Here is a 21,317-nt window from a genome sequence, read left to right as displayed (position 1 = left end):
GCTGCTAAAGTAAGTGAAGCAGAGATCAAAATTGCGCCAATATTGGCTAATGATGGATGGAGCAGGTGATACACTGGTGGCGAAGCAGCAGATGAGTTCGTTACAATCGGCAGAACCTGTACAGGGGAAGGGAAATAGCCGATTTTTCTTTTTGATAATTGTATTTATGTTCTGGTTCTCTTCCTATATTTATGTTCCGGTGCTCTCGCCTTACGTAGAGCATTTGGGTGCATCGTATTTTATGGTAGGGATGGTTCTCGGGGTCTATGGTCTGATGCAGATTATATTTCGCCTGCCGATCGGCATTGGCTCTGATTATCTTAACCGGCGGCGCCCCTTTATTTATCTAGGGTTGATTGCCAGCGGCGGAAGCTGTTTTCTGTTTATATGGGGCGTTAATCCAGGTTGGGCCCTGGCAGCGCGAGCTTTGTCCGGTGTTGCGGCATCGGCATGGGTCGTGTATAGCGTGATGTTTGCGGGATATTTTCCAAAAGAGGAAGCTGGCAGAGCGATGGGGATGTTGCAGTTTACAACTGTAATTGCCCAACTGTCGAGTATGATGATCAGTGGTTATATGGTCGACCATTGGGGCTGGAATGCGCCTTTCCTGATCGGCGGGATCGTAGCCATTGTGGCGCTTCTGCTTGCACTACGTCTGCCTGATCAAAGACCTGAGAAACGGGAGAGCTCGATACAAATTAAGGATTTGGCTGTTGTCATTAAAGAGCCACTGCTTGTAAAAGTATCACTGCTGTCTGTTCTTGCGCACTGCGTGTTATTTATTACAATGTTTGGCTATACGCCCAATCAGGCACTGAGCCTCGGTGCGAGCAAGGAAAGCTTGGGCTGGCTGACGCTGGCATTTATGGTGCCCCATGCCATCGCAACACTTTATGGCTCCCGCTGGTTCGGGAAGCTGCTGGGTGACCGGGGGACTCTTTTATTGGGATTTACAGGCAGTGCAATCTTCACCTTGCTTATTCCAGCAATGCCAACGCTTGCGGCGCTGTGCATAACACAGGTGGGCAACGGCTTTATGCAGGGCTTGATTTTTCCACTGCTGCTAGGTAAATCGGTAGCGGGGATAGCTCCTTATAAGCGTGCTACGGCTATGGGGTTTTATCAGGCTGTTTATGCGATAGGGATGTCGGCAGGGCCGTTTGTAGCAGGATGGATGAGCTCTGTGTATGGTTTGACAGGAGGGTTCTGGCTGGGGGGAATAGCTGCTGCTTTGGCTGCGGTATTATCATGGGTATGGATGCGGGAAACGAATCGATAGAATAGGAAGTTAGACACGGATGCTTGCAGAGAATGTGAGGAATATTGGTTTTTTGTGCAAAAGGGTAATATAATATGAAGTAGGTAGATGCACGGAGGAGGGGCTAAGAAGGAATGATCAAGGTTGTTATGCTGTGGTTCGTGGTTATTAATATTATCGGGTATGTGGTCATGTCCGAGGACAAGAACAAAGCCCGTAAGAGGCGGGAGCGTGTGCCGGAGAGAACACTCTTTCTGCTAGCCACCATAGGCGGAGCGTTAGGTGTATTGATCGCCATGTACCGCAAGCGCCACAAGACGCGACATACGTCCTTTAGAATCGGAATTCCGCTGCTGCTGCTGCTGAATGTTCTACTTTATAGTTATTTTTTAAGATAATGGCATTATCAATCCATTATTTTCATACAAAACAGAAGATGAGGTGGCGTACATGTTATTCTCTAAAATTTTGCTCGCCTACGACGGTTCAAAGGCATCCAATCAAGCATTGGAGCGCGCAATTGAGCTGGCTAAGGTAACCCCAGGATCTTCATTACATGTCGTACATGCATTTGAATTCCCAAGGTTTTTTATCGGGGAAGCGCTCGCGCCTCTGCCGGCTTCAGTGAACAAGGAATATTATGATTTGGCAGTACAGACGACTGAGGAAGTAAAAAGCCGTTTGGAATCAGAAGGTCTGAATGCTGCAGTGGAGCTATTACAGGGTTCACCTGCTGAAGTGATTCTGAAATATGCCAAACAACATGATGTTGATGTTATTGTTATTGGTAGCCGCGGCCTTGGAGGCATTCGTGAATTTGTTCTGGGTAGCGTGAGTCACAACGTAGTGCAGAGTGCACGTATTCCTGTATTGGTAGTGAAATAGTATAGAGTATAGAAGAGGAGCGCTGCTAAGCGTTCCCCTTTTTTTTCTTTCGAGGCAGTATACTGCAAAAGTAGGATGACATTGTGGTGTTTAAGGCTGGAACTAAGTGGAAACGGCTCGCTATCCGAACAATTAGTCGCTATAAAGAAAGTGAATGTGCCCAAAAGCGAACAATTAATAAAGTGAATTTAACAATGTTCGTGTTTAAGTTGACATCGAGTGTAGGGCATTGTTAAACTGAAGTCATAAGTAGCTCGTATAAAACCGGGGATATGGCCCGGAAGTTTCTACCCGGGAACCGTAAATTGCCGGACTACGAGGAAATGGATTGATAGAATGCGACAGAGCCATCCCAGGTAATGGGCTGCTGCACTGTGCGCTTTTCCGCGCTTTATGCCAGCAGGCTAAGAGGCCGTGCGGGATAACTATCTCTTATTTCCTTCAGTAGTCCGATCTCCCGCAGCAAAATGCGTCTGGAAATCGGGCTTTTTTTTCGATTTTAAGGGAAGCTAAGCAAGTAGATAATTAGGAGCATACTCAGAAAAAGTATTCATTCATAGTAACGGAAGGTAGGTCAAATCATGTCTGTGCAGGTGGCTGTCATCATGGGCAGTAAATCAGATTGGGAAACGATGGAGCATGCTTGTGCGGTGCTGGAGGAGCTTGATCTGTCTTATGAGAAAAAAGTAATATCCGCGCATCGGACACCGGATTTGATGTTCCAATATGCAGAAGCAGCAGCGGGCCGCGGCATCCGCGTTATTATTGCTGGAGCGGGCGGAGCAGCGCATCTGCCAGGAATGGTAGCGGCGAAGACGATTTTGCCAGTCATTGGAGTGCCTGTACAGACCAAGGCCTTAAACGGTCTGGATTCCTTGCTCTCGATCGTACAGATGCCTGGTGGCATTCCAGTAGCTACGGTAGCCATCGGCCGCGCTGGGGCCGTAAATGCAGGACTGCTGGCAGCACAGATCATCGGAGCCTTCGATCCTGAAGTACAGAGCCGGGTGCAATTACGGCGTGATGCAATTCGCGATGAAGTACTGGAAGGCAGCGACAGTCTATGAGACCGGAGGAGCTGAAAGTGGCAGGAGTGATTCGCCAGGAAAGTGGACTGAAGGCGGAGGCAGAAAAGGCAAATGCCGTCCGGACGCTGTTGCCCGGCTCGACTGTCGGCGTGCTTGGCGGCGGGCAGCTCGGGCGTATGATGGCGCTAGCCGGCAGCGCCATGGGCTATCGCTTCGTGGCGCTGGACCCCGCGCCGGATGCGCCCTGCGGGCAAGTTACGCCGCAAATCATTGCGGCGTATGATGACCGGGCCGCGGCGCGGGAGCTGGCGCAACGCGCAGACGTCATCACGTACGAGTTCGAGAACGTGGATGCAGGCGTGGCCGCGCTGCTGACGGAGGAGTCGTACGTGCCGCAGGGCAGCGCGCTGCTGTATACGACGCAGCATCGGCTGCGCGAGAAAGCCGCCATCGAGGCAGCGGGCGTGCCCGTCGCCCCGTACCGGAAGGTCGGCAGCCTTGCGGAGCTTGAGCGCGCGGCAGCCGAGCTTGGACTACCCTGTGTGCTGAAGACAGCTACAGGGGGCTATGACGGCAAGGGACAAGCCGTCATTCGCAGCGAAGAAGAGCTGGGCACAGCCTTTCGGCAATTGGTGCCAGAATCCAGTTCCGACAAAGCGAATGAGCCGGAGCTGGTGCTGGAGAAATTCATCGCTTTTCAATGCGAGATTTCTGTAGTTGCTGCGCGAAGTGCTGGAGGCGAGGTGAAGAGCTTCCCGCCTGCCGAGAATATCCATGTGAACAATATCCTGCATGTTTCCATTGTGCCTGCAAGAGTCCCGGAGGACATTCAACAGCGGGCCTGCAAGTTGGCAGAGACGCTAATATCCGGACTGAACGCTGTTGGACTGCTGGCGGTGGAAATGTTCGTCACGGGGGACGGAGAATTGTTCGTGAATGAGCTGGCTCCCCGACCGCATAATTCAGGTCACTACACTATGGATGCTTGTGTGACCTCACAGTTCGAGCAGCATGTCCGGGCCATCTGCAACTTGCCGCTCGGCGATACCTCACTGCTGACCCCAGTGGTCATGGTAAATGTGCTCGGAGAGCATCTGGAGGGTACGATTGAGGTCTTAAGTAAAGCAGATGAAGAAGCAAATCGGCTGGGGATTTCACCTAAGCTTCATATATATGGCAAGACAGAAAGTAAGCTAGGCCGCAAAATGGGCCATATTAACCTGCTCTGCAAGGATACCGGAGACGGATTGTCCTGGGTAGAGCAAACTAACCTTTGGAGGAACTGACCACCTATGATCGAACGATATAGCAGACCTGAGATGCGGGCCATTTGGACCGAAGAGAATAAATTTAACGCGTGGCTGGAAGTGGAATTGTGTGCCTGTGAAGCTTGGGCAGAGCTTGGAGTAATTCCGCATGAGGATGCGGCTAAACTGCGTAAGGATGCCAAATTCGACATCGCACGCATTGACGAGATTGAACAGGAGACCCGCCATGACGTGATCGCTTTTACCCGCGCAGTTTCCGAAAGTCTCGGTGCGGAACGTAAATGGGTGCATTACGGGCTTACTTCTACGGATGTAGTAGATACGGCACTTGGATATCTGCTGCGTCAGGCGAATGAGATTCTGGAGCAGGATATTCTTAACTTCATCGAGATCCTCAAGGATAAAGCTGTTGCCTACAAGGATACCCCGATGATGGGTCGCACACATGGGGTACATGCCGAACCGACTACTTTCGGTCTCAAAATGGCACTGTGGTACGAGGAAATGAAGCGTAACCTAGAGCGTTTCCGTCATGCGGCGAATGGTGTACAGTTCGGCAAAATCTCTGGCGCAGTCGGCACCTATGCCAACATCGACCCGTCTGTGGAAGAATTCGTCTGCCGCAAGCTGGGTACAAGCCCGGCACCCATCTCCACGCAGACATTGCAGCGTGATCGTCATGCCGAATATATGGCGACAATGGCTTTGGTAGCTACTTCACTGGACAAGTTCGCAACCGAAATTCGTGCCTTGCAGAAAAGTGAGATCCGCGAAGTAGAAGAAGCTTTTGCTAAGGGTCAAAAAGGTTCGTCCGCGATGCCGCATAAACGCAACCCAATCGGTTGTGAGAACATTTCTGGTCTGGCCCGTGTCATTCGCGGTCATATGGTTACTGCTTACGAGAACGTGCCGCTGTGGCATGAACGTGATATTTCACATTCCTCGGTAGAACGTATCATCCTGCCGGATGCGACAATGCTGCTGAACTATATGCTGAACCGTTTGGGGAACATCGTGAAGAACCTGACTGTATTCCCGGAAAATATGAAGCGCAACATGAACAGCACGTTCGGCGTTCCCTTTTCCGGCCGCATCCTGACCAAGCTGATCGATAAAGGTCTCAGCCGCGAGCAGGCATACGATACTGTCCAGCCGCGTGCGATGCAGGCTTGGGAGGAACAGATCCAATTCCGTACTATCGTAGAGGCTACACCTGAGATTACCAATCTGCTTAGCCAAGAAGAGATTGACGATGCATTCAGCCCTACATGGCACCTGAAGCATGTGGACACTATTTTCCGCAAGCTGGAACTCATCTAATAAAGGTAAGTTATTGGTGAACTAAGGAACGGTAAAATAATACGAGCGTTGGTTAATGGGCAGGGTTTGTTCTGGAGCGTAAGCTGCAGAATGGAGATATACAGTTGGTCAAAGATTAGCGAAGAGAAGGTTTGGAATTGGAGAAGCGCTAGCGTTCACCTTTATGGTCAGATTTCTACCGCAATTTGCGGTTAAATCAGAGAAACATGACCATAACAGTGATCGGAAGTCCAAACATTCTCGAAGTGGAGCTTACTGACCAGAGGGTTATTTCAATTCTACTTGCGAAGCGTAGAACAGCTACATGCACAGCAGCTTTTTAGCTCAAGTATATAAAGCAAGATCATTAGTTCAAGGGAGGAAAGGTCATGACACACCCTGCCGTATCCACTGCAGTGGAACTCATCAATGCGCCGCTGCTCTATAAAGGGAAAGTTCGTGAGCTATACGATTTGGGGGACCAGATATTGATCGTTGTTACGGATCGGATATCTGCGTTTGATTATGTGCTTGATCCGGCAGTGCCGGAGAAGGGCAATGTCCTTAACCGGCTGAGTGCGTTCTGGTTCGGAATGACTAAGGAGCTAATGGAGAATCATGTCGTGCATATTGATGTGGATCTGCTCGGAGACGTCATTAAGGATAGAGAGGCACTCAAGAACCGCATTATGGTCGTACGCAAAGCAGAACGCATTGATATTGAATGTGTAGTGCGCGGATGTATCACTGGTGGGGGCTGGAGACAGTATGAAGAAACGGGTAAGGTGAATGGCATCGAGCTTCCTGGGGGCTTGCGCAAAAACGCGCTGCTGTCACAACCAATCTTCACCCCAGCGGCCAAAAATGATGTGGGTCACGATGAGGATATCCCGTTTGAGAAAATGCAGGAGCTAATTGGCGCTGAGCTGGCCCAGGAGTTGAAGGATAAAAGCCTGAAACTGTTCGCTTTTGCCAGAGAGTACTGCGCCGAGCATGGTATTATACTTGCTGATTGCAAATTTGAATTCGGCCTGCTGGACGGCAAGGTGATTCTGATTGATGAGATTTTTACCCCGGATGCCTCACGCTTTTGGGCTAAGGATAAATATGCTCTCGATATCGAGATTGATAGTATGGATAAGGAGCCGGTCCGAACCTACCTTTCAGCATCCACATGGGATAAAAATAGCAAGCCAGACCCGCTGCCGCTTGAAGTAGTTGAAGAAACAACTCGCCGTTATTTGGACATCTATCATCGTCTTACCGGCAAGTCATTATAAACGATATTCCACTGTAAAAAACTAAGCGTATGCTTTCGAAGCAAGTTTTATTGCGAAGTAAATCAATGGAGGTATAGCTCTATAAAACCAAGCCTATGCTTTCGAAGTCAGTTTTGAAAGAAGATAATTCAATGAAGCGTATCTTACAAAACTTTTAGGAGGAACAACAAGCGTATGTTAAAAGCGACGGTATATGTCACCATCAAGAAAAGTGTGCTCGATCCCCAAGGGGTAGCGGTGCAAGGGGCACTGCATTCTGTAGGTTTCCAGGAAGTTGAAAGCTTGCGTATCGGTAAATATATGGAGCTGACTTTGGATACGGATAACCGTGCTGAAGCGGAAGGCCGTCTTAAGGAAATGTGCGAAAAGCTGCTAGCCAACACGGTGATCGAGGATTACCGCTACGAATTGGAGGACTAATCAAGATGAAATTCGCTGTACTTGTCTTTCCAGGCTCCAATTGTGATATTGACTGCTATAAGGCGGTAGAGGACACGCTCGGCGAACCGGTCGAATATGTGTGGCATACGGCAACAGATCTGTCGGCTTTTGATTGTATTCTTGTCCCAGGAGGCTTCTCCTATGGTGATTACCTGCGCTGCGGCGCGATTTCCCAGTTTGCTCCGGTAATGGCTGAAGTTGCGAAGGCGGTAGAGCAAGGCAAGTTCGTGCTCGGTATTTGCAACGGATTCCAGATTCTTACGGAAGCTGGACTACTTCCCGGCGCATTGCTTCGTAACAGCTCCATGAAATTCCGCTGTCATGACACGGTGCTTAAGGTCGTTAATAATGAAACCCCATTTACAATTGATTATGCTAAAGGTGAAGAAATTGTCATTCCAATCGCTCACGGTGAAGGTAACTATTATTGTGATGAAGCGACACTGGCAGAATTGAAGGCTAATAATCAGATCGTGTTCACATACAGCGACAATCCTAATGGTTCTGTAGCTGATATTGCTGGTATCAGTAACGTTCAAGGCAATGTAGTTGGCATGATGCCCCATCCGGAGCGTGCGGCTAACCTGTTGCTTGGATCAGAAGACGGCAAACGGATGTTTACATCCATACTGAAGACATGGAGGGATCAATATGACTCAGCAAGTATCCGTTAAAGAACCGACCGCAGAGCAAATCGCAGAACTCAAAATCTACAGCCAATTCGGCGTGTCGGACAGCGAGTATGAGCTGATCACCTCTTTCATGGGACGCAAGCCAAATTACACAGAAATCGGTGTATTTAGTGTTATGTGGTCCGAGCATTGTGCTTACAAGAACTCGAAGCCGTTGCTGCGACGTTTCCCGGTAACCGGCCCCCGTGTTCTAATGGGACCTGGTGAGGGTGCAGGGATCGTAGATATTGGTGATAACCAAGCGGTTGTCTTCAAAATTGAGAGCCATAACCATCCATCAGCGGTAGAGCCTTTTCAAGGCGCAGCTACTGGTGTAGGCGGGATCATCCGTGATATTTTTTCCATGGGTTCAAGACCGATAGCCATTCTGAATTCCTTGCGTTTTGGGAAACTGGAAAGTGACCGGACAAAATATTTGTTTGAGCATGTGGTGTCCGGTATTGCAGCTTATGGCAACTGTATCGGGATTCCAACGGTTGGTGGCGAAATTATGTTTGACGACAGCTACGATGGTAATCCTCTTGTAAATGCGATGTGCGTAGGACTGATTGATCATGATAAAATCCAGCGTGGTGTCGCTAAAGGTGTAGGGAATCCGGTCTATTACGTAGGACCACCTACTGGACGAGACGGCATACATGGTGCTACCTTCGCTTCAGTGGAACTCACAGAAGAATCAGAAGCCAATCGGACGGCGGTCCAGGTGGGCGATCCATTCATGGAGAAGCTTGTTATGGAATCCTGTCTGGAGCTAATTGATAGTGGTATCGTAATTGGGATTCAGGATATGGGCGCAGCCGGTCTGACTTGCTCCAGTGCCGAGATGGCCAGCAAAGCAGGGAATGGCCTGGAGCTGTATCTGGATCAAGTGCCGCAACGTGAGGAAGGCATGACGCCTTACGAAATGATGCTGTCGGAGTCACAGGAACGGATGCTCTTCGTCGTTGAGCCTAAGGATGAAGCACAGGCGCAGGAGATTTTTGATCGCTGGGGCGTCATTTGCTGCAAAGTGGGCAAGGTAACGGATGACGGACGCCTGAAGTTGTACCATCATGGTGAAGTTGTTGGCGATATGCCGGTAACAGCTCTGGTGGATGAATGTCCGGTATATGACAAGCCATCAGCAGTTCCTGCTTACTATATAGAGAATGAATCGGTGGATACGCTGCGTTATGAAGAAGTTACCGATCTGGGCGGCGCACTCCGCACGATACTGGGTTCTCCTACCGTTGCGAGCAAAGCATGGGTCTACAATCAATATGATTACATGGTGCGGACTAGCACGGCAGTTCGTCCCGGCTCCGATGCAGCAGTAGTTACAATCCACGGTACACGTAAGGGCTTGGCAATGACAACGGACTGTAATGGCCGTTATGTCTATCTTGATCCTGAAGTTGGCGGACGGATTGCCGTCAGCGAAGCGGCACGCAATATTGTCTGCTCCGGTGCTGAACCGCTGGCAATTACAGATAATCTGAACTTCGGCAACCCGGAGAAACCAGAGATTTTTTGGCAAATGGAACGTGCTGTTGACGGTATGGCAGAAGCCTGCCGCGTGCTCGATACGCCGGTTATCGGTGGAAACGTCAGTCTGTATAATGAAAATGCTTCAGGAGCCATTTATCCAACGCCGGTTGTTGGTATGGTAGGTCTGGTGACGGACACCGATCATATTACGACTCAAGCTTTCAAGCAAGAGGGTGATACTATTCTATTGCTCGGTGTAACCAAGGCAGAGCTTGGCGGCAGTGAATTCCAATATGCTGTGCATGGCTTAACAGAAGGTCGCCCTCCGGCACTCGATTTGGCTACTGAGAAAAAACTGCTTCAAGCAGTACTTGGCGCGATTCGCGGTGGTCTGGTGCGTTCGGCGCATGACTTGTCTGAGGGTGGACTAGCAGGAGCACTTGCAGAGAGCTGTATTAGTGGTGGTGTTGGAGCAAGCATAGATCTTTCTGCAGGTGGCTTGCGTCATGATGTAGCTTTGTTTAGTGAAAGCCAATCACGGATTGTGCTTACAGCAGCACCTGATCGTGCGGAAGAGTTGAAAGCGGCGATTGCTGCTGGCGGTGTTCCAGTAGAAATTATCGGAACCGTAGGTGGAGATAGACTGCGGGTGAATCTGGACGGCGCGTCCGTACTTGATGAGCCTATCGCAGAATTGAAATTCATCTGGGAGGATGCCATTCCATGTCTTATGAAATAAAGACCGGGAAAGAGCAGGCGGAACCCATCCTGTGGACCGGCGACTTTTACAATGAAGGAACGGGCTCGGGAGATATTTTTGATACCTTAAAAGAAGAATGTGGCGTTTTCGGGGTCTTCGGACACCCAGAGGCCGCTTCTATGTCTTACTACGGTCTGCATGCCTTACAGCATCGCGGGGAGGAAAGTGCGGGCATTTGTGTAGCAAACGGTCGCGACTTCAACTATCACCGCGGTATGGGATTGGTAAAGGAAGTATTCGATAAGGACAAAATCGCTTCGTTGATCGGAGACATGTCCATCGGTCATGTGCGTTATTCCACCAGCGGGGATAGCCGCTTGACCAATGCGCAACCGCTTATCTTCAAATATCGTGACGGCGACCTGGCAATTGCTACCAACGGTAACATCGTCAACGAACCGCTGATTCGCAAGGAGCTGGAGCAAGCGGGTTCAATCTTCCAGACGACCAGTGATACCGAGGTGCTAGCGCATCTCATTGCGCGTTCGCAAAAGGATTTTGTTGAAGCGACCAAGGATGCGTTGCGACAGCTGGTAGGCGGGTTCGCTTTTCTGCTGATGACCAATGACAAGCTGGTTGTTGCCTCTGATTCGCACGGGCTGCGCCCGCTTGTGATGGGACGGCTTGGAGAAGCCTATGTGTTCGCTTCGGAGTCCTGTGCGCTGGAAGTTATCGGGGCGAAGCTGGTCCGTGATATTGAGCCGGGTGAAGTGCTCGTGCTGGACAAGGATGGTCTTGTAGAAGATCGGTTTGCTGAACCGAAACGCAAAGCGCTGTGCGCGATGGAGTATATCTACTTTGCTCGCCCGGACAGTGACATGAATGGCTCGAACCTGCACTCCGCACGTAAACGGATGGGCAGTCGAATGGCTCTTGAGGCCTTCGTGGATGCTGACCTTGTAACCGGGGTACCGGATTCCAGTATTTCAGCAGCGATCGGCTATGCGGAGCAAACAGGCATTCCTTATGAGCTTGGGCTGATTAAGAACAAATACACGGGCCGGACCTTTATTCAACCGAGCCAGGAGCTGCGTGAGCAAGGCGTAAAGATGAAGCTAAGCGCCGTGCGCAGTGTCGTTGAAGGCCAACGTGTTGTCATGATCGATGATTCCATTGTGCGAGGCACCACCTCGCGCCGGATCGTCAATCTGCTGCGTGAAGCCGGAGCCGCTGAGGTACATGTGCGGATTACTTCACCGCCGTTTAAGAATCCTTGCTTCTACGGAATTGATACACCAGACCGTCGTGAGCTGATTGCTTCGTACCAGTCCATTGAGGAAATGTGTACTGAAATTAATGCGGATTCTCTGGCTTTCCTCTCGCCAGAGGGACTGATCACCTCCATCGCCGGACGTAACAGCGGTGATTATAAAGGTGGCTTATGCCTGTCCTGCTTCGATAATGATTACCCGACGCAGGTTGATTTCGGCGGGGAAGAAAAAGATGGATGTAGTTGCTGACGTAGCAAATACAGGAGACGCTTCACTCGCTAAGGAGGCGCTTGGCTGTGCCAAAGCGCCGAGGGCTTGCTGCCCGAAGCAAGGCGCGCACTGCGGCTTGCAGCAGATTTGAACCGGTGGTTGGAGTCATGGAGAGGAATTTTGGAAATGGAGAAGCATAGCGTTCGCCTTTATGCTCTAATTTCAACCACATAGTGGTATTTAAATTCAAGAAATTAGAGCATAACAGCGATCGGAAGTCCAAACATTCTTCGTAATGACGGTTATAACCACTTTTGAATCCCTACTGCCCCGCAAACGCGCTCTAAATCATAATAAATGAGGTGTCCAATAGTGTCGGAAGCTTATAAAAATGCCGGAGTAGATATTGCGGCTGGTAACGAAGCGGTAGAACGTATGAAGAAACACGTAAAGCGTACTTACCGTCCTGAGGTAATGACAGAGCTAGGCGGATTCGGAGCACTGTTCGGTCTGAATAAAGATAAGTATGATGAGCCAGTACTCGTGTCGGGAACCGATGGCGTAGGCACGAAGCTCAAAATCGCATTCGCGGCAGATCGCCATGACACGATTGGCATCGATGCGGTAGCTATGTGCGTAAACGATATTGTCGTACAAGGCGCAGAACCTTTATTTTTCCTTGATTATCTTGCGTGCGATAAGGTAATACCTGAGAAAATCGAGGCTATCGTAGCTGGAATCGCCGAAGGCTGCCATCAGGCAGGTTGCGCGTTGATCGGTGGCGAAACAGCGGAGATGCCAGGTATGTACTCGGCTGGCGAGTATGACATTGCCGGCTTCACAGTTGGCATAGCTGACAAAGCCAAGCTGGTAACAGGAGCGAATATTGCCCCTGGCGATACGGTAATTGGCCTTGCTTCCAGCGGTGTGCATAGCAACGGATTTTCGTTGGTACGTAAGCTTTTGTTGGAGGAAGATGGCTATAATCTTAACGATGTGCTGCCAGAGCTTGGAGCGCCATTGGTGGATGTGCTGCTGGCACCAACCAAGATTTATGTGAAGCCCTTACTGACACTATTGGAACAGCTTTCGGTGAAGGGGATGGCTCATATTACCGGAGGCGGATTTATTGAGAATATTCCGCGCATGCTGCCTGAGGGTGTCGATGTGGAGATCAATTACGGTTCATGGCCGATTCTGCCAATCTTTGGTTTGATGCAGAGTAAAGGTAACGTAAGTAATCGGGATATGTTCACCACCTTTAATATGGGGGTTGGCCTTGTGTTAGTGGTTGCTGCTGAAGATGGAGAACGTGCGCTTGAGCTGCTGATAGCTAGTGGAGAAGAGGCGTACCTGATCGGCACGGTGAAGGAAGGCGAACACAAGGTTACCTTTACGGGAGCGGAAGTGTGATGCAGTGGAGTCGAATCGCTGTTTTTGCCTCCGGGCAGGGCAGTAATTTTGCTGCGTTGATAGCTGCTGAGCGGAAAGGTCTGCTGGGAGGCGGAAGTATTGAACTGCTTGTCTCGGACAAGCCGGAGGCGCCTGTAGCACAACGTGCAGAGGATGCTGGGATTTCCAGCCTTCTGCTGCGCCCCAAAGATTTCGCCAGCCGTGAGCTTTATGAGGCTGAGATTGTGGCTGAGTTGCAGCGTCGGGAGATTGGGTTGATTGTGCTGGCCGGTTATATGCGGCTCATTACGCCGGTGCTGCTTATACCGTACGCCGGACGGATTATCAACATTCATCCCTCGCTGCTGCCAGCTTTTGCGGGTAAAGATGCGATGGGCCAAGCGCTGGATTATGGCGTGAAGCTGACAGGAGTAACCGTACATTTTGTCGATGGAGGCATGGATACCGGACCGGTTATTGCCCAGCGAAGCCTAGTTGTAGAAGATAATGACACGGCTGCTTCGCTGGCGGATCGGATTCATAAGGTGGAGTATGAGCTGTATCCAGAAGTGGTTGCTGCGCTTGCTGCCGGAAGAATTGAGTTAGTTGGAAGAAAGACGATTATTCGCGAAAAGTGAACAATGTTGAGACTTAGGTGAGCTACTAATCGACATCCACCTCCCAAGCTCGGCCTGTTCCGATATTTCTCGGGAAATATTTCACTAAGGTCATTAGCTGTCGGAAGCTAAGCCGGAAATTTGACGAGAAAGCTTATACAACAACGGATTAGCTTCCCGATGTGAATTACATTAAAGGGAAAACTCCCCTCTAATTAGCCGATTAATAGATAAGATTATAGATTAGTGGGAAGTTCTCCCTCTAAATTCCGGGGATTTCTTGAATTTGGGTTGATTCAGACATATTAGGGGGAGGAATTCCCGCTATACCGTTAATTAGACCCTAGAAGCTCAAATTATAGGGAGAATTTCCCTCTAACTATTTGTAAAGAGTCACTTGCCTTAGTCGGGTGTTATCTTTCCTGTAAAAGATTTCCAAGGCTGTTTCAACACTTCACCACATTAAACACCATTAAAACCGCACGTATAACCCGGAGGAGGACTATTCAAAGTGAGTATCAAAAGAGCGCTGGTCAGCGTATCGGACAAACAGGGCATCGTGGATTTTTGCCGCGAGTTGTCTGCATTGGGCGTAGAAATTATCTCCACAGGCGGAACGAGTACACTATTGGCTAAAGAAGGCGTACCAGTCATCGGAATTTCCGATGTGACAGGTTTTCCGGAAATTATGGACGGACGTGTCAAAACGCTGCATCCTGCTGTACACACAGGCTTGCTGGCAGTTCGCGACAACGAGGAGCATACGCGCCAAATGCGTGAGCTTGGCCTGGACTACATCGATCTAGTCGTGGTAAACCTGTATCCGTTCGCGGAAACGATCGCTAAACCGGATGTTGCGTACGAAGAAGCTATCGAGAACATCGATATTGGCGGACCGACGATGCTGCGTTCTGCGGCGAAGAACCATGCTTTTGTAAGTGTGGTGGTTGATGCGGGCGATTATGCCAAGGTGCTTGAAGAGGTACGCGCCGGTGGGGACACCACGCTTGAAACACGCAAACAACTTGCGGCAAAAGTGTTCCGTCATACGGCGGCTTACGATGCCCTGATTGCTGATTATTTGGCCAATGTGCTCGGTGACCCGCTGCCGGAGCGTTATACAGTAACTTATGAGAAGATTCAGGATCTGCGTTATGGCGAGAACCCGCATCAGAAGGCGGCTTTTTACCGCAAGCCATTGGCTGCGCTGGATACACTGACAGCCGCTGAGCAGTTGCATGGCAAAGAGCTGTCCTACAACAATATCAACGACGCCAATGCAGCGCTGCAGATCGTTAAGGAATTTGAAGAGCCCGCTGTAGTAGCCGTTAAACATATGAATCCGTGTGGAGTAGGCGTAGGTGCAAGTGTATATGAGGCTTATCAAAAAGCCTACAATGCTGATCCTACCTCTATTTTTGGCGGGATTGTCGCAGCCAACCGGATCATTGATGCTGACACAGCAAATATGTTGAAGGACATTTTCCTGGAAATCGTGCTGGCTCCAGGCTTTACTGACGAAGCGCTGGAAATCCTTACGAAGAAGAAGAATATCCGTCTGCTTAAATTGGGCAACCTCAGCACAGCTGCGGCACGCAAGAGCAGCCTTATCGTTACCTCCATTGACGGAGGTATGGTTGTGCAAGAAAGCGATGTGCATTCCGTGAATCCGGACGAGCTTCAGGTTGTGACTGACCGCAAGCCTACGGAAGATGAATTGAAGCAGTTGCTGTTTGCCTGGAAAGTGGTTAAGCATGTGAAGTCCAATGCGATTGTGCTGGTTGCCGATAATATGACGGTTGGCGTAGGCGCTGGACAGATGAACCGTGTGGGTGCGGCCAAAATCGCGATTGAACAGGCGGGTGAGAAATCGAAGGGTGCTGCACTGGCCTCGGATGCTTTCTTCCCGATGGGCGATACGCTTGAAATGGCAGCCAAAGCAGGCATCACTGCTGTAATTCAACCAGGAGGCTCCATCAAGGACGAAGAATCCATTAAGGTCGCTAATGAATATGGTATTGCTATGGTCTTTACCGGCGTCCGTCATTTCAAACACTAGAATGCTGGGGAGGATTTTATGGATATTTTAGTGGTTGGCGGAGGTGGCCGGGAGCATGCCATCATCTGGAGTCTGTCCAAAAGCCAGGGCGCAGGTAAAATCTACTGCGCTCCCGGCAATGCCGGAATTGCGACACTTGCTGAATGTGTGCCAATTGGCGTATTTGAGTTTGACCGCTTAACGGCCTTTGCCAAGGCGAAGGAAGTTGGCCTCGTTGTAATCGGACCAGATGATCCACTCGCGGCCGGCATCGTCGATGCTTTTGAAGCACAGGGAATTCCCGTGTTTGGACCGCGCAAGAATGCAGCTGAAATTGAGGGCAGCAAGACCTTTATGAAAGATCTGCTGCACAAATATAATATTCCGACAGCAGCGTATGAGAAGTTTAGCGACTATGAAGCTGCGCTATCCTATTTGCGCGTTCAGGAACTGCCGATTGTTATCAAGGCAGATGGTCTGGCAGCAGGCAAAGGCGTTACTGTAGCCTATTCACAGGAAGAAGCTCAGCAGGCACTAAGTGATATAATGGTCAGCAAGGTGTTTGGTGAAGCGGGTGCCCAAGTGGTCATTGAGGAATTTCTGGCCGGACAGGAAATGTCGATTCTGGCCTTTGTAGATGGCGAGACCGTGCGGCCGATGGCCGCAGCCCAGGACCATAAGCCGATCTTTGATGGTGATAAGGGACCTAATACGGGCGGAATGGGTACGTATTCGCCACTGCCGCATATTGCCGATGCTATTATACTTGAAGCGGTGAAGACTATAATAGAGCCTACAGCTAAAGCGATGGTAGCAGAAGGCCGTCCTTTTAGCGGCGTGTTATTTGCCGGGTTGATGATCTCTCCTGACGGCAAGCCGAAGACGATAGAATTTAATGCCCGTTTTGGTGATCCAGAGACTCAGGTCGTGCTGCCTAGGCTGAAAAGCGATTTGCTGGAAATATTTCTGGCCGTGGTTGAAGGCCGGCTTGCAGATATTGAGATTGTCTGGAGTGAAGAAGCAGCAGTATGTGTAGTGCTGGCTTCGGAAGGCTACCCTGGTCCATATCCTAAGGGTGTGCCCATTACTGGATTGGATGACAGCCAAGGAGGGCTGATCTTCCATGCAGGTACGGCGCGCGGCATAGATAACAGCTGGGTAACGAACGGCGGTCGAGTGCTCGGAGTCGTTGGACTGGGTACAAGTATTGCTGAAGCACGTGAAGCTGCATACGTCAGTGCAGAGGGGATTTCTTTTCCCGGGAAGCAGTATCGCAGCGACATTGCTATGAAGGCTTTGGTATGAGGACAAAGGACTGTTTCTAGTGTTTTTTTACGCTATAAGTCCTAAAAAAGGACTGACAAGTGATAGAAGAAGTGCTATAATACAACTCGTACGGGGGAAAATGTGCGGCTATATACAGATAAAGGGTCTTTCCGATCATGGAAAGGCCTTTTTTAAATGGTGATCCATTAGACCGGCCGCTGAGCTTTATTTATATAGAATGTCTCGAGCCGGGAAATGATACTTATAGTTCGTTAGCGATGCGCTTAGGGTGTAGGGCTAGTTACAGATTTAAGGGGGAATTACTTTTGAGTAAGGTTGGAAGAAATGACTTATGCCCATGCGGAAGCGGGAAGAAATATAAAAAATGCTGCTTGGACAAGGAATCGTCTGCAGTAGAATCGATATTGCGTCTGGTAACTTCAGAGGAGGCAGCAGCTCAAGAGGCTATGGCTGTCGAATCCAAGTTCATTCAGGCTGCACCGGAATCCGCAGGAGGTTCCGAAAGTAAGCTGACGCTTGTCAAATTGAGAAAAATGGCATCGCGTGATCTGAAATGGGAGCATCCAGCGCATGAGCAGCTAGCTCTGCATCTTATCGAGAGCATGAGATCCGACTACGAGAAGGAGATTATTTTTGAAGCCCTGGTCCTCTGGAACGGCTATTCCCGTAAGACGAAACCTGCTGTGAAGAAAATGGGCTCCTTCTGTGCAGCGATCGAATATATCCTGTCTGAAGAGTACGGATTCCTGACTACACAAGCCGAGCTTGCCCTTAAATATGAGATCACAACGGCGACCATTTCACGGAAAGTTAAGGAAATGCTTAACTATGTCGAGGAGTATGGGATGAGCGGGGAGGACGATGAAGTACTCTCACTGAATCCTTCAGGCAGTCCCAAGGATCAGGAGCAGGCCTACCTGCACAAGGCCAAGGAAGCGACTTCTTCAAAACGACGGATACAGCTGGCTGAAGCAGCATTAGAGGCCTATCCTGACAGTCCTGATGCTTATCTCTTATTGGCTGAAGAATCCGACAATGAGCACGAAGCGCGTACTTTTTTAAGAGCGGGTATCGCAGCGGGAGAACGTGAGTTAGGTGAACTCTTTTTTGCGGAGAACAAAGGGCATTTCTGGGGTCTTTACGAGACCCGTTCTTACATCCGAATCTGCAAAAGCTATGCGGAATCCTGCTGGTTTGGTGGGAATGCGGAAGAAGCAGCGACGACACTGGAGAATATTCTGGTGCTCAATTCCGAGGATAATACGGGTGCACGTTACTTGCTGGCCGCTGTTTACCTCTATGGCAATAAGCTGGCCGAGGCAGAACGGGTGCTGAATCAATACGGCAAGGATGATGCGGCCGCAGCTTTTGCCTATGACCGGATTGTGTTGGAGTATAAAAAGAATGGAATTACCTCCCAGCTGAAGATGCTGTACCGTGTAGCACGGAATGTGAACAAGCATGTGCCAGAGTACCTTCTTGGGGTCAAAAGACTGCCGCACAACCTCCCAGATTATGTTGGAATGGGTGACAATAATGAAGCTATTGAGTATGTTATTATGCATTCCCGCCTCTGGGCGAGTGTGCCGGATCTGCTGAAATGGCTGTTGAAACAATAATTATAAATATATAGATCAGAGAGCCTTGAAGAGATTTTTCTTCTAGGCTTTTTTTGCATCGTTTTGCGGCACGAAACCTGACATGGTATTTATAGGAAAACCTGATTTGGAGGGAATTTCAGAGTAGAATACCGCCCTTCTTATACAAAAATGTTTGTTTAAATGCGTTATTTTCTGAAAATACCTGACATGGTCACAGTTAATTCACAGCTCGGTGTGAAACGCTAAAGGGATAAAGCAGTAATTTGAAGAAATAAGTCGAAATTGAACGAATCAATAGAGAGAACATTCGTTAATAAATATCTTATTTTGAAGGCGGGGAGCCCTATGGCAGAGAAGAAAAGTACCAAAAAGAAGGTCAAGACCGGGCTACGTCCGGACAATAAGACAGCGTCGAAAGGGAAAGCAGCACAGCTATCCTCCAGATTTCAGGCAGTGCTTCATTCCTTTAGGAATATGGGTATTCGTGGCAAGCTGTTTTTATCCGTTATTTTGTCAGTAGTTGCAATATTCATAATTGTGTCGGTAGTCATCTATAGCAATGCCAAGAAAATTATTGTTGATGATCTGAACGGTTCGCTGACGTATGAGAAGGGGAATATCAATGCAAAGATAAACCAGTTGCTGCAGCCTGCAGAGGATAGCGTAGAGCTTCTGAATGCGAATGCCTATGTACGGGATTTCATTGTACAGGCAGCATCTTCGGATACGGTTAAGACGACCAGTGGATATGGTGATCTAATACGAACTTTGAATCTGATCAAAGGCTCCAATAAGAACCTGCTCAATGTGTATGTAGGTCTGGATGCTGCCAATAAGGTGATTACACAGGATGAGTTCGAGCCACCAGCTGACTTTAACCTGAAGGAGCGCAGCTGGTATGCAACCGCGGCCAAGAGTAAGCAGCTTACGGTCACAGACCCTTACATTGATGCTGGTTCTGGCAAAATGGTTGTCAGTCTCAGTGCTCCGATTCTGGACGATTCTGGCAAGCTGATCGGGGTGGCTGGAGCTGATATTTCAACCGAGCAGATCACGGAGGCGCTTAGTTCTTTTAACTACAAAGGTAGCGGCTATGCGGTCTTGATCGACAAATCGGGGACTTTTATTTATAATCCTAACCCTGATTATATTTTGCTGCAAAAGATGGGAGACCTTGGGGCAGAATGGAAAGCGCTCAATGATGAGATGGTACAGTGGGGCTCTAGTGTCATTAAGACGAATATCGACGGGGAAGCCAGTTATGTGTCTTATGCGCCTGCGGTGGATAAACAGTGGTCGGTAGCGTTAATCGTACCTAAGGGGGATGCAGAACAGGCGCTTCATCTATTCCAACTGATCTTCTTTCTCTCCATCATTGCCTCTATTGTATTAATGTCTATACTTCTATATTTTGTCTCGAACAACATCCTGAAGCAAATCCCAATTCTTACAGCCTCCTTTAAGACGGCGATGACAGGTGATTTGTTAGTACGGGCTCAGGTGACAGCGAAGGGAGAAATCGGGGTTCTGGCCGAAGGCTTTAATAGTATGATCTCTTCGCAGCAAAACCTGATTCTGGACATCGTGAGGAATTCACATAATATCTCTGACGCAGTTGATAATACAGAGCGAAATATATTTGTGCTAGACGAGAGCATCTCTGATATTTCTGCAATTACGGAGGAGTTGTCGGCTGGGATGCAGCAGACGGCTGCTTCTATGCAGGAGATGAACGCTAGTACGATTGAAATTGAAAATGCAATTAGCGGAATTGCCCAAAGAGCTCAGGACGGTGCTGGAGCGGCCAAGGAAATCAATGAACGTGCTGAAAGACTTAAAGAAGTGGCTCTTCTCTCACGGCAGCAAGCCGATAAAATTTATGGGCAGAGCGAAGAGAAGCTGCGCCAGGCAATTGAACAGTCCAAGTCGATCTCACAGATCAATGCGTTATCCGGTGCGATCCTGGATATTGCATCCCAGACCAATCTGTTGTCGCTAAATGCTTCGATTGAGGCAGCCCGTGCGGGTGATGCGGGTAGAGGATTCGCTGTTGTTGCTGATGAAATCCGCAAGCTGGCTGAGAACTCGCGAGATACGGTTTCTGAAATTCAGGGGGTAACCGAATCTGTTGTTAGTGCAGTATCCAACCTGGTCGAGGGAGCTGAGAGCATGCTGCAGTTCATGGACAGGCAGGTACTGAAGGATTATGATACGATGCAGGAGACGGGACTGCGATACAGCGAGGATGCTAAATTTGTAGAGGATCTGGTGACTGATTTCAGTGCGACCTCTCAACAGCTGCTCGCTTCGATTCAGAGTATGCTTTCGGCGATCTCAGAGACCAGCATTGCTACTAATGAGGGTGCTGAAGGAGCGGGTAGTATTGCGGCCCAAGCCGAGCAGATCATCAACAAATCGGGCAGTATTGTCAGTGAGATGGATGGAATTAAGAACACTTCGGCTGAACTATTGCAGACCGTCAAGAGATTCAAAGTCTAAGTTAATGAATATAGATTCTGTTAAGCCGGTCTTGCTGCTAGCAGCAGTTAAGGCCGGTTTTGTATTGTGTGTGGAGGACAATGC

General features: G+C 49.3%; 18 protein-coding genes and 1 riboswitch. All 18 genes read left to right on the top strand.

Annotated elements, in window-relative coordinates:
- The first annotated feature begins 31 nt into the window (after nucleotides 1-31).
- Nucleotides 32-1,279: an MFS transporter gene (locus H1230_RS29080; RefSeq protein WP_239713245.1), complete on the top strand. Its 1,248-nt coding sequence runs from the start codon at nucleotides 32-34 to the stop codon at nucleotides 1,277-1,279.
- Between the two features lie 113 nt (nucleotides 1,280-1,392).
- On the top strand, nucleotides 1,393-1,656 hold the full coding sequence (locus H1230_RS29075) for a DUF1294 domain-containing protein (RefSeq protein WP_154122849.1): 264 nt from the start codon (nucleotides 1,393-1,395) through the stop codon (nucleotides 1,654-1,656).
- Nucleotides 1,657-1,708: 52 nt separating this feature from the next.
- On the top strand, nucleotides 1,709-2,143 hold the full coding sequence (locus H1230_RS29070; protein ID WP_154122848.1) for a universal stress protein: 435 nt from the start codon (nucleotides 1,709-1,711) through the stop codon (nucleotides 2,141-2,143).
- A 234-nt stretch (nucleotides 2,144-2,377) separates the two neighbouring features.
- Nucleotides 2,378-2,479: riboswitch (purine riboswitch) on the top strand.
- 245 nt (nucleotides 2,480-2,724) lie between these two features.
- Nucleotides 2,725-3,210, top strand: a complete 486-nt coding sequence (gene purE, locus H1230_RS29065) for a 5-(carboxyamino)imidazole ribonucleotide mutase (protein ID WP_239713244.1) — start codon at nucleotides 2,725-2,727, stop codon at nucleotides 3,208-3,210.
- A gap of 47 nt (nucleotides 3,211-3,257) precedes the next feature.
- Nucleotides 3,258-4,457, top strand: a complete 1,200-nt coding sequence (gene purK, locus H1230_RS29060) for a 5-(carboxyamino)imidazole ribonucleotide synthase (RefSeq protein WP_481857194.1) — start codon at nucleotides 3,258-3,260, stop codon at nucleotides 4,455-4,457.
- A gap of 6 nt (nucleotides 4,458-4,463) precedes the next feature.
- Nucleotides 4,464-5,759, top strand: coding sequence for an adenylosuccinate lyase (purB, locus tag H1230_RS29055; RefSeq protein ID WP_239713242.1), 1,296 nt, complete (start codon nucleotides 4,464-4,466; stop codon nucleotides 5,757-5,759).
- A gap of 368 nt (nucleotides 5,760-6,127) precedes the next feature.
- Complete coding sequence (locus H1230_RS29050; RefSeq protein ID WP_239713241.1) at nucleotides 6,128-7,018, top strand: phosphoribosylaminoimidazolesuccinocarboxamide synthase; 891 nt, start codon at nucleotides 6,128-6,130, stop codon at nucleotides 7,016-7,018.
- A 174-nt stretch (nucleotides 7,019-7,192) separates the two neighbouring features.
- Nucleotides 7,193-7,438, top strand: a complete 246-nt coding sequence (gene purS / locus H1230_RS29045) for a phosphoribosylformylglycinamidine synthase subunit PurS (protein ID WP_019913657.1) — start codon at nucleotides 7,193-7,195, stop codon at nucleotides 7,436-7,438.
- A 5-nt stretch (nucleotides 7,439-7,443) separates the two neighbouring features.
- Nucleotides 7,444-8,133, top strand: coding sequence for a phosphoribosylformylglycinamidine synthase subunit PurQ (purQ, locus tag H1230_RS29040; RefSeq protein ID WP_239713240.1), 690 nt, complete (start codon nucleotides 7,444-7,446; stop codon nucleotides 8,131-8,133).
- Nucleotides 8,111-10,357, top strand: a complete 2,247-nt coding sequence (gene purL / locus H1230_RS29035) for a phosphoribosylformylglycinamidine synthase subunit PurL (protein ID WP_239713239.1) — start codon at nucleotides 8,111-8,113, stop codon at nucleotides 10,355-10,357. Before purQ ends, purL begins: the two co-directional genes overlap by 23 nt.
- Nucleotides 10,342-11,838: an amidophosphoribosyltransferase gene (purF, locus tag H1230_RS29030; protein ID WP_239713238.1), complete on the top strand. Its 1,497-nt coding sequence runs from the start codon at nucleotides 10,342-10,344 to the stop codon at nucleotides 11,836-11,838. The genes purL and purF overlap by 16 nt, the downstream gene beginning before the upstream one ends.
- Nucleotides 11,822-11,950 carry a hypothetical protein gene (locus H1230_RS31475; protein WP_275591017.1) on the top strand — a complete coding sequence of 43 codons (129 nt, stop codon included), beginning with the start codon at nucleotides 11,822-11,824 and terminating at the stop codon, nucleotides 11,948-11,950. Before purF ends, H1230_RS31475 begins: the two co-directional genes overlap by 17 nt.
- Nucleotides 11,951-12,171: 221 nt before the next feature.
- Complete coding sequence (gene purM, locus H1230_RS29025) at nucleotides 12,172-13,212, top strand: phosphoribosylformylglycinamidine cyclo-ligase (RefSeq protein ID WP_239713237.1); 1,041 nt, start codon at nucleotides 12,172-12,174, stop codon at nucleotides 13,210-13,212.
- Complete coding sequence (purN, locus tag H1230_RS29020) at nucleotides 13,212-13,829, top strand: phosphoribosylglycinamide formyltransferase (RefSeq protein ID WP_239717628.1); 618 nt, start codon at nucleotides 13,212-13,214, stop codon at nucleotides 13,827-13,829. The genes purM and purN overlap by 1 nt, the downstream gene beginning before the upstream one ends.
- 490 nt (nucleotides 13,830-14,319) lie before the next feature.
- Nucleotides 14,320-15,867, top strand: a complete 1,548-nt coding sequence (gene purH / locus H1230_RS29015; protein ID WP_239713236.1) for a bifunctional phosphoribosylaminoimidazolecarboxamide formyltransferase/IMP cyclohydrolase — start codon at nucleotides 14,320-14,322, stop codon at nucleotides 15,865-15,867.
- 18 nt (nucleotides 15,868-15,885) lie between these two features.
- The gene (gene purD / locus H1230_RS29010) at nucleotides 15,886-17,151 is read left to right on the top strand and encodes a phosphoribosylamine--glycine ligase (protein WP_239713235.1); all 1,266 of its coding nucleotides are present in this window, start codon (nucleotides 15,886-15,888) and stop codon (nucleotides 17,149-17,151) included.
- 287 nt (nucleotides 17,152-17,438) lie between these two features.
- Nucleotides 17,439-18,752, top strand: a complete 1,314-nt coding sequence (locus tag H1230_RS29005) for an SEC-C metal-binding domain-containing protein (RefSeq protein ID WP_239713234.1) — start codon at nucleotides 17,439-17,441, stop codon at nucleotides 18,750-18,752.
- Nucleotides 18,753-19,079: 327 nt separating this feature from the next.
- Complete coding sequence (locus H1230_RS29000) at nucleotides 19,080-21,233, top strand: methyl-accepting chemotaxis protein (protein WP_239713233.1); 2,154 nt, start codon at nucleotides 19,080-19,082, stop codon at nucleotides 21,231-21,233.
- The last annotated feature ends 84 nt before the right edge of the window (nucleotides 21,234-21,317 follow it).

It is taken from the genome of Paenibacillus sp. 19GGS1-52 (assembly GCF_022369515.1).
Taxonomy (GTDB): Bacteria; Bacillota; Bacilli; order Paenibacillales; family Paenibacillaceae; genus Paenibacillus_AQ.
This window is presented reverse-complemented; position numbering and strand designations above follow the sequence as displayed.

Bases quoted from the DNA above. Each gene is read 5' to 3' on its own strand.
- H1230_RS29070 (WP_154122848.1), top strand. From the start codon at position 1,709: ATGTTATTCTCTAAAATTTTGCTCGCCTACGACGGTTCAAAGGCATCC.
- purE (WP_239713244.1), top strand. From the start codon at position 2,725: ATGTCTGTGCAGGTGGCTGTCATCATGGGCAGTAAATCAGATTGGGAA.
- purS (WP_019913657.1), top strand. From the start codon at position 7,193: ATGTTAAAAGCGACGGTATATGTCACCATCAAGAAAAGTGTGCTCGAT.
- purB (WP_239713242.1), top strand. From the start codon at position 4,464: ATGATCGAACGATATAGCAGACCTGAGATGCGGGCCATTTGGACCGAA.
- H1230_RS31475 (WP_275591017.1), top strand. From the start codon at position 11,822: ATGGATGTAGTTGCTGACGTAGCAAATACAGGAGACGCTTCACTCGCT.
- purL (WP_239713239.1), top strand. From the start codon at position 8,111: ATGACTCAGCAAGTATCCGTTAAAGAACCGACCGCAGAGCAAATCGCA.
- H1230_RS29000 (WP_239713233.1), top strand. From the start codon at position 19,080: ATGGCAGAGAAGAAAAGTACCAAAAAGAAGGTCAAGACCGGGCTACGT.
- purD (WP_239713235.1), top strand. From the start codon at position 15,886: ATGGATATTTTAGTGGTTGGCGGAGGTGGCCGGGAGCATGCCATCATC.
- H1230_RS29075 (WP_154122849.1), top strand. From the start codon at position 1,393: ATGATCAAGGTTGTTATGCTGTGGTTCGTGGTTATTAATATTATCGGG.
- H1230_RS29050 (WP_239713241.1), top strand. From the start codon at position 6,128: ATGACACACCCTGCCGTATCCACTGCAGTGGAACTCATCAATGCGCCG.
- purF (WP_239713238.1), top strand. From the start codon at position 10,342: ATGTCTTATGAAATAAAGACCGGGAAAGAGCAGGCGGAACCCATCCTG.
- purN (WP_239717628.1), top strand. From the start codon at position 13,212: ATGCAGTGGAGTCGAATCGCTGTTTTTGCCTCCGGGCAGGGCAGTAAT.
- purQ (WP_239713240.1), top strand. From the start codon at position 7,444: ATGAAATTCGCTGTACTTGTCTTTCCAGGCTCCAATTGTGATATTGAC.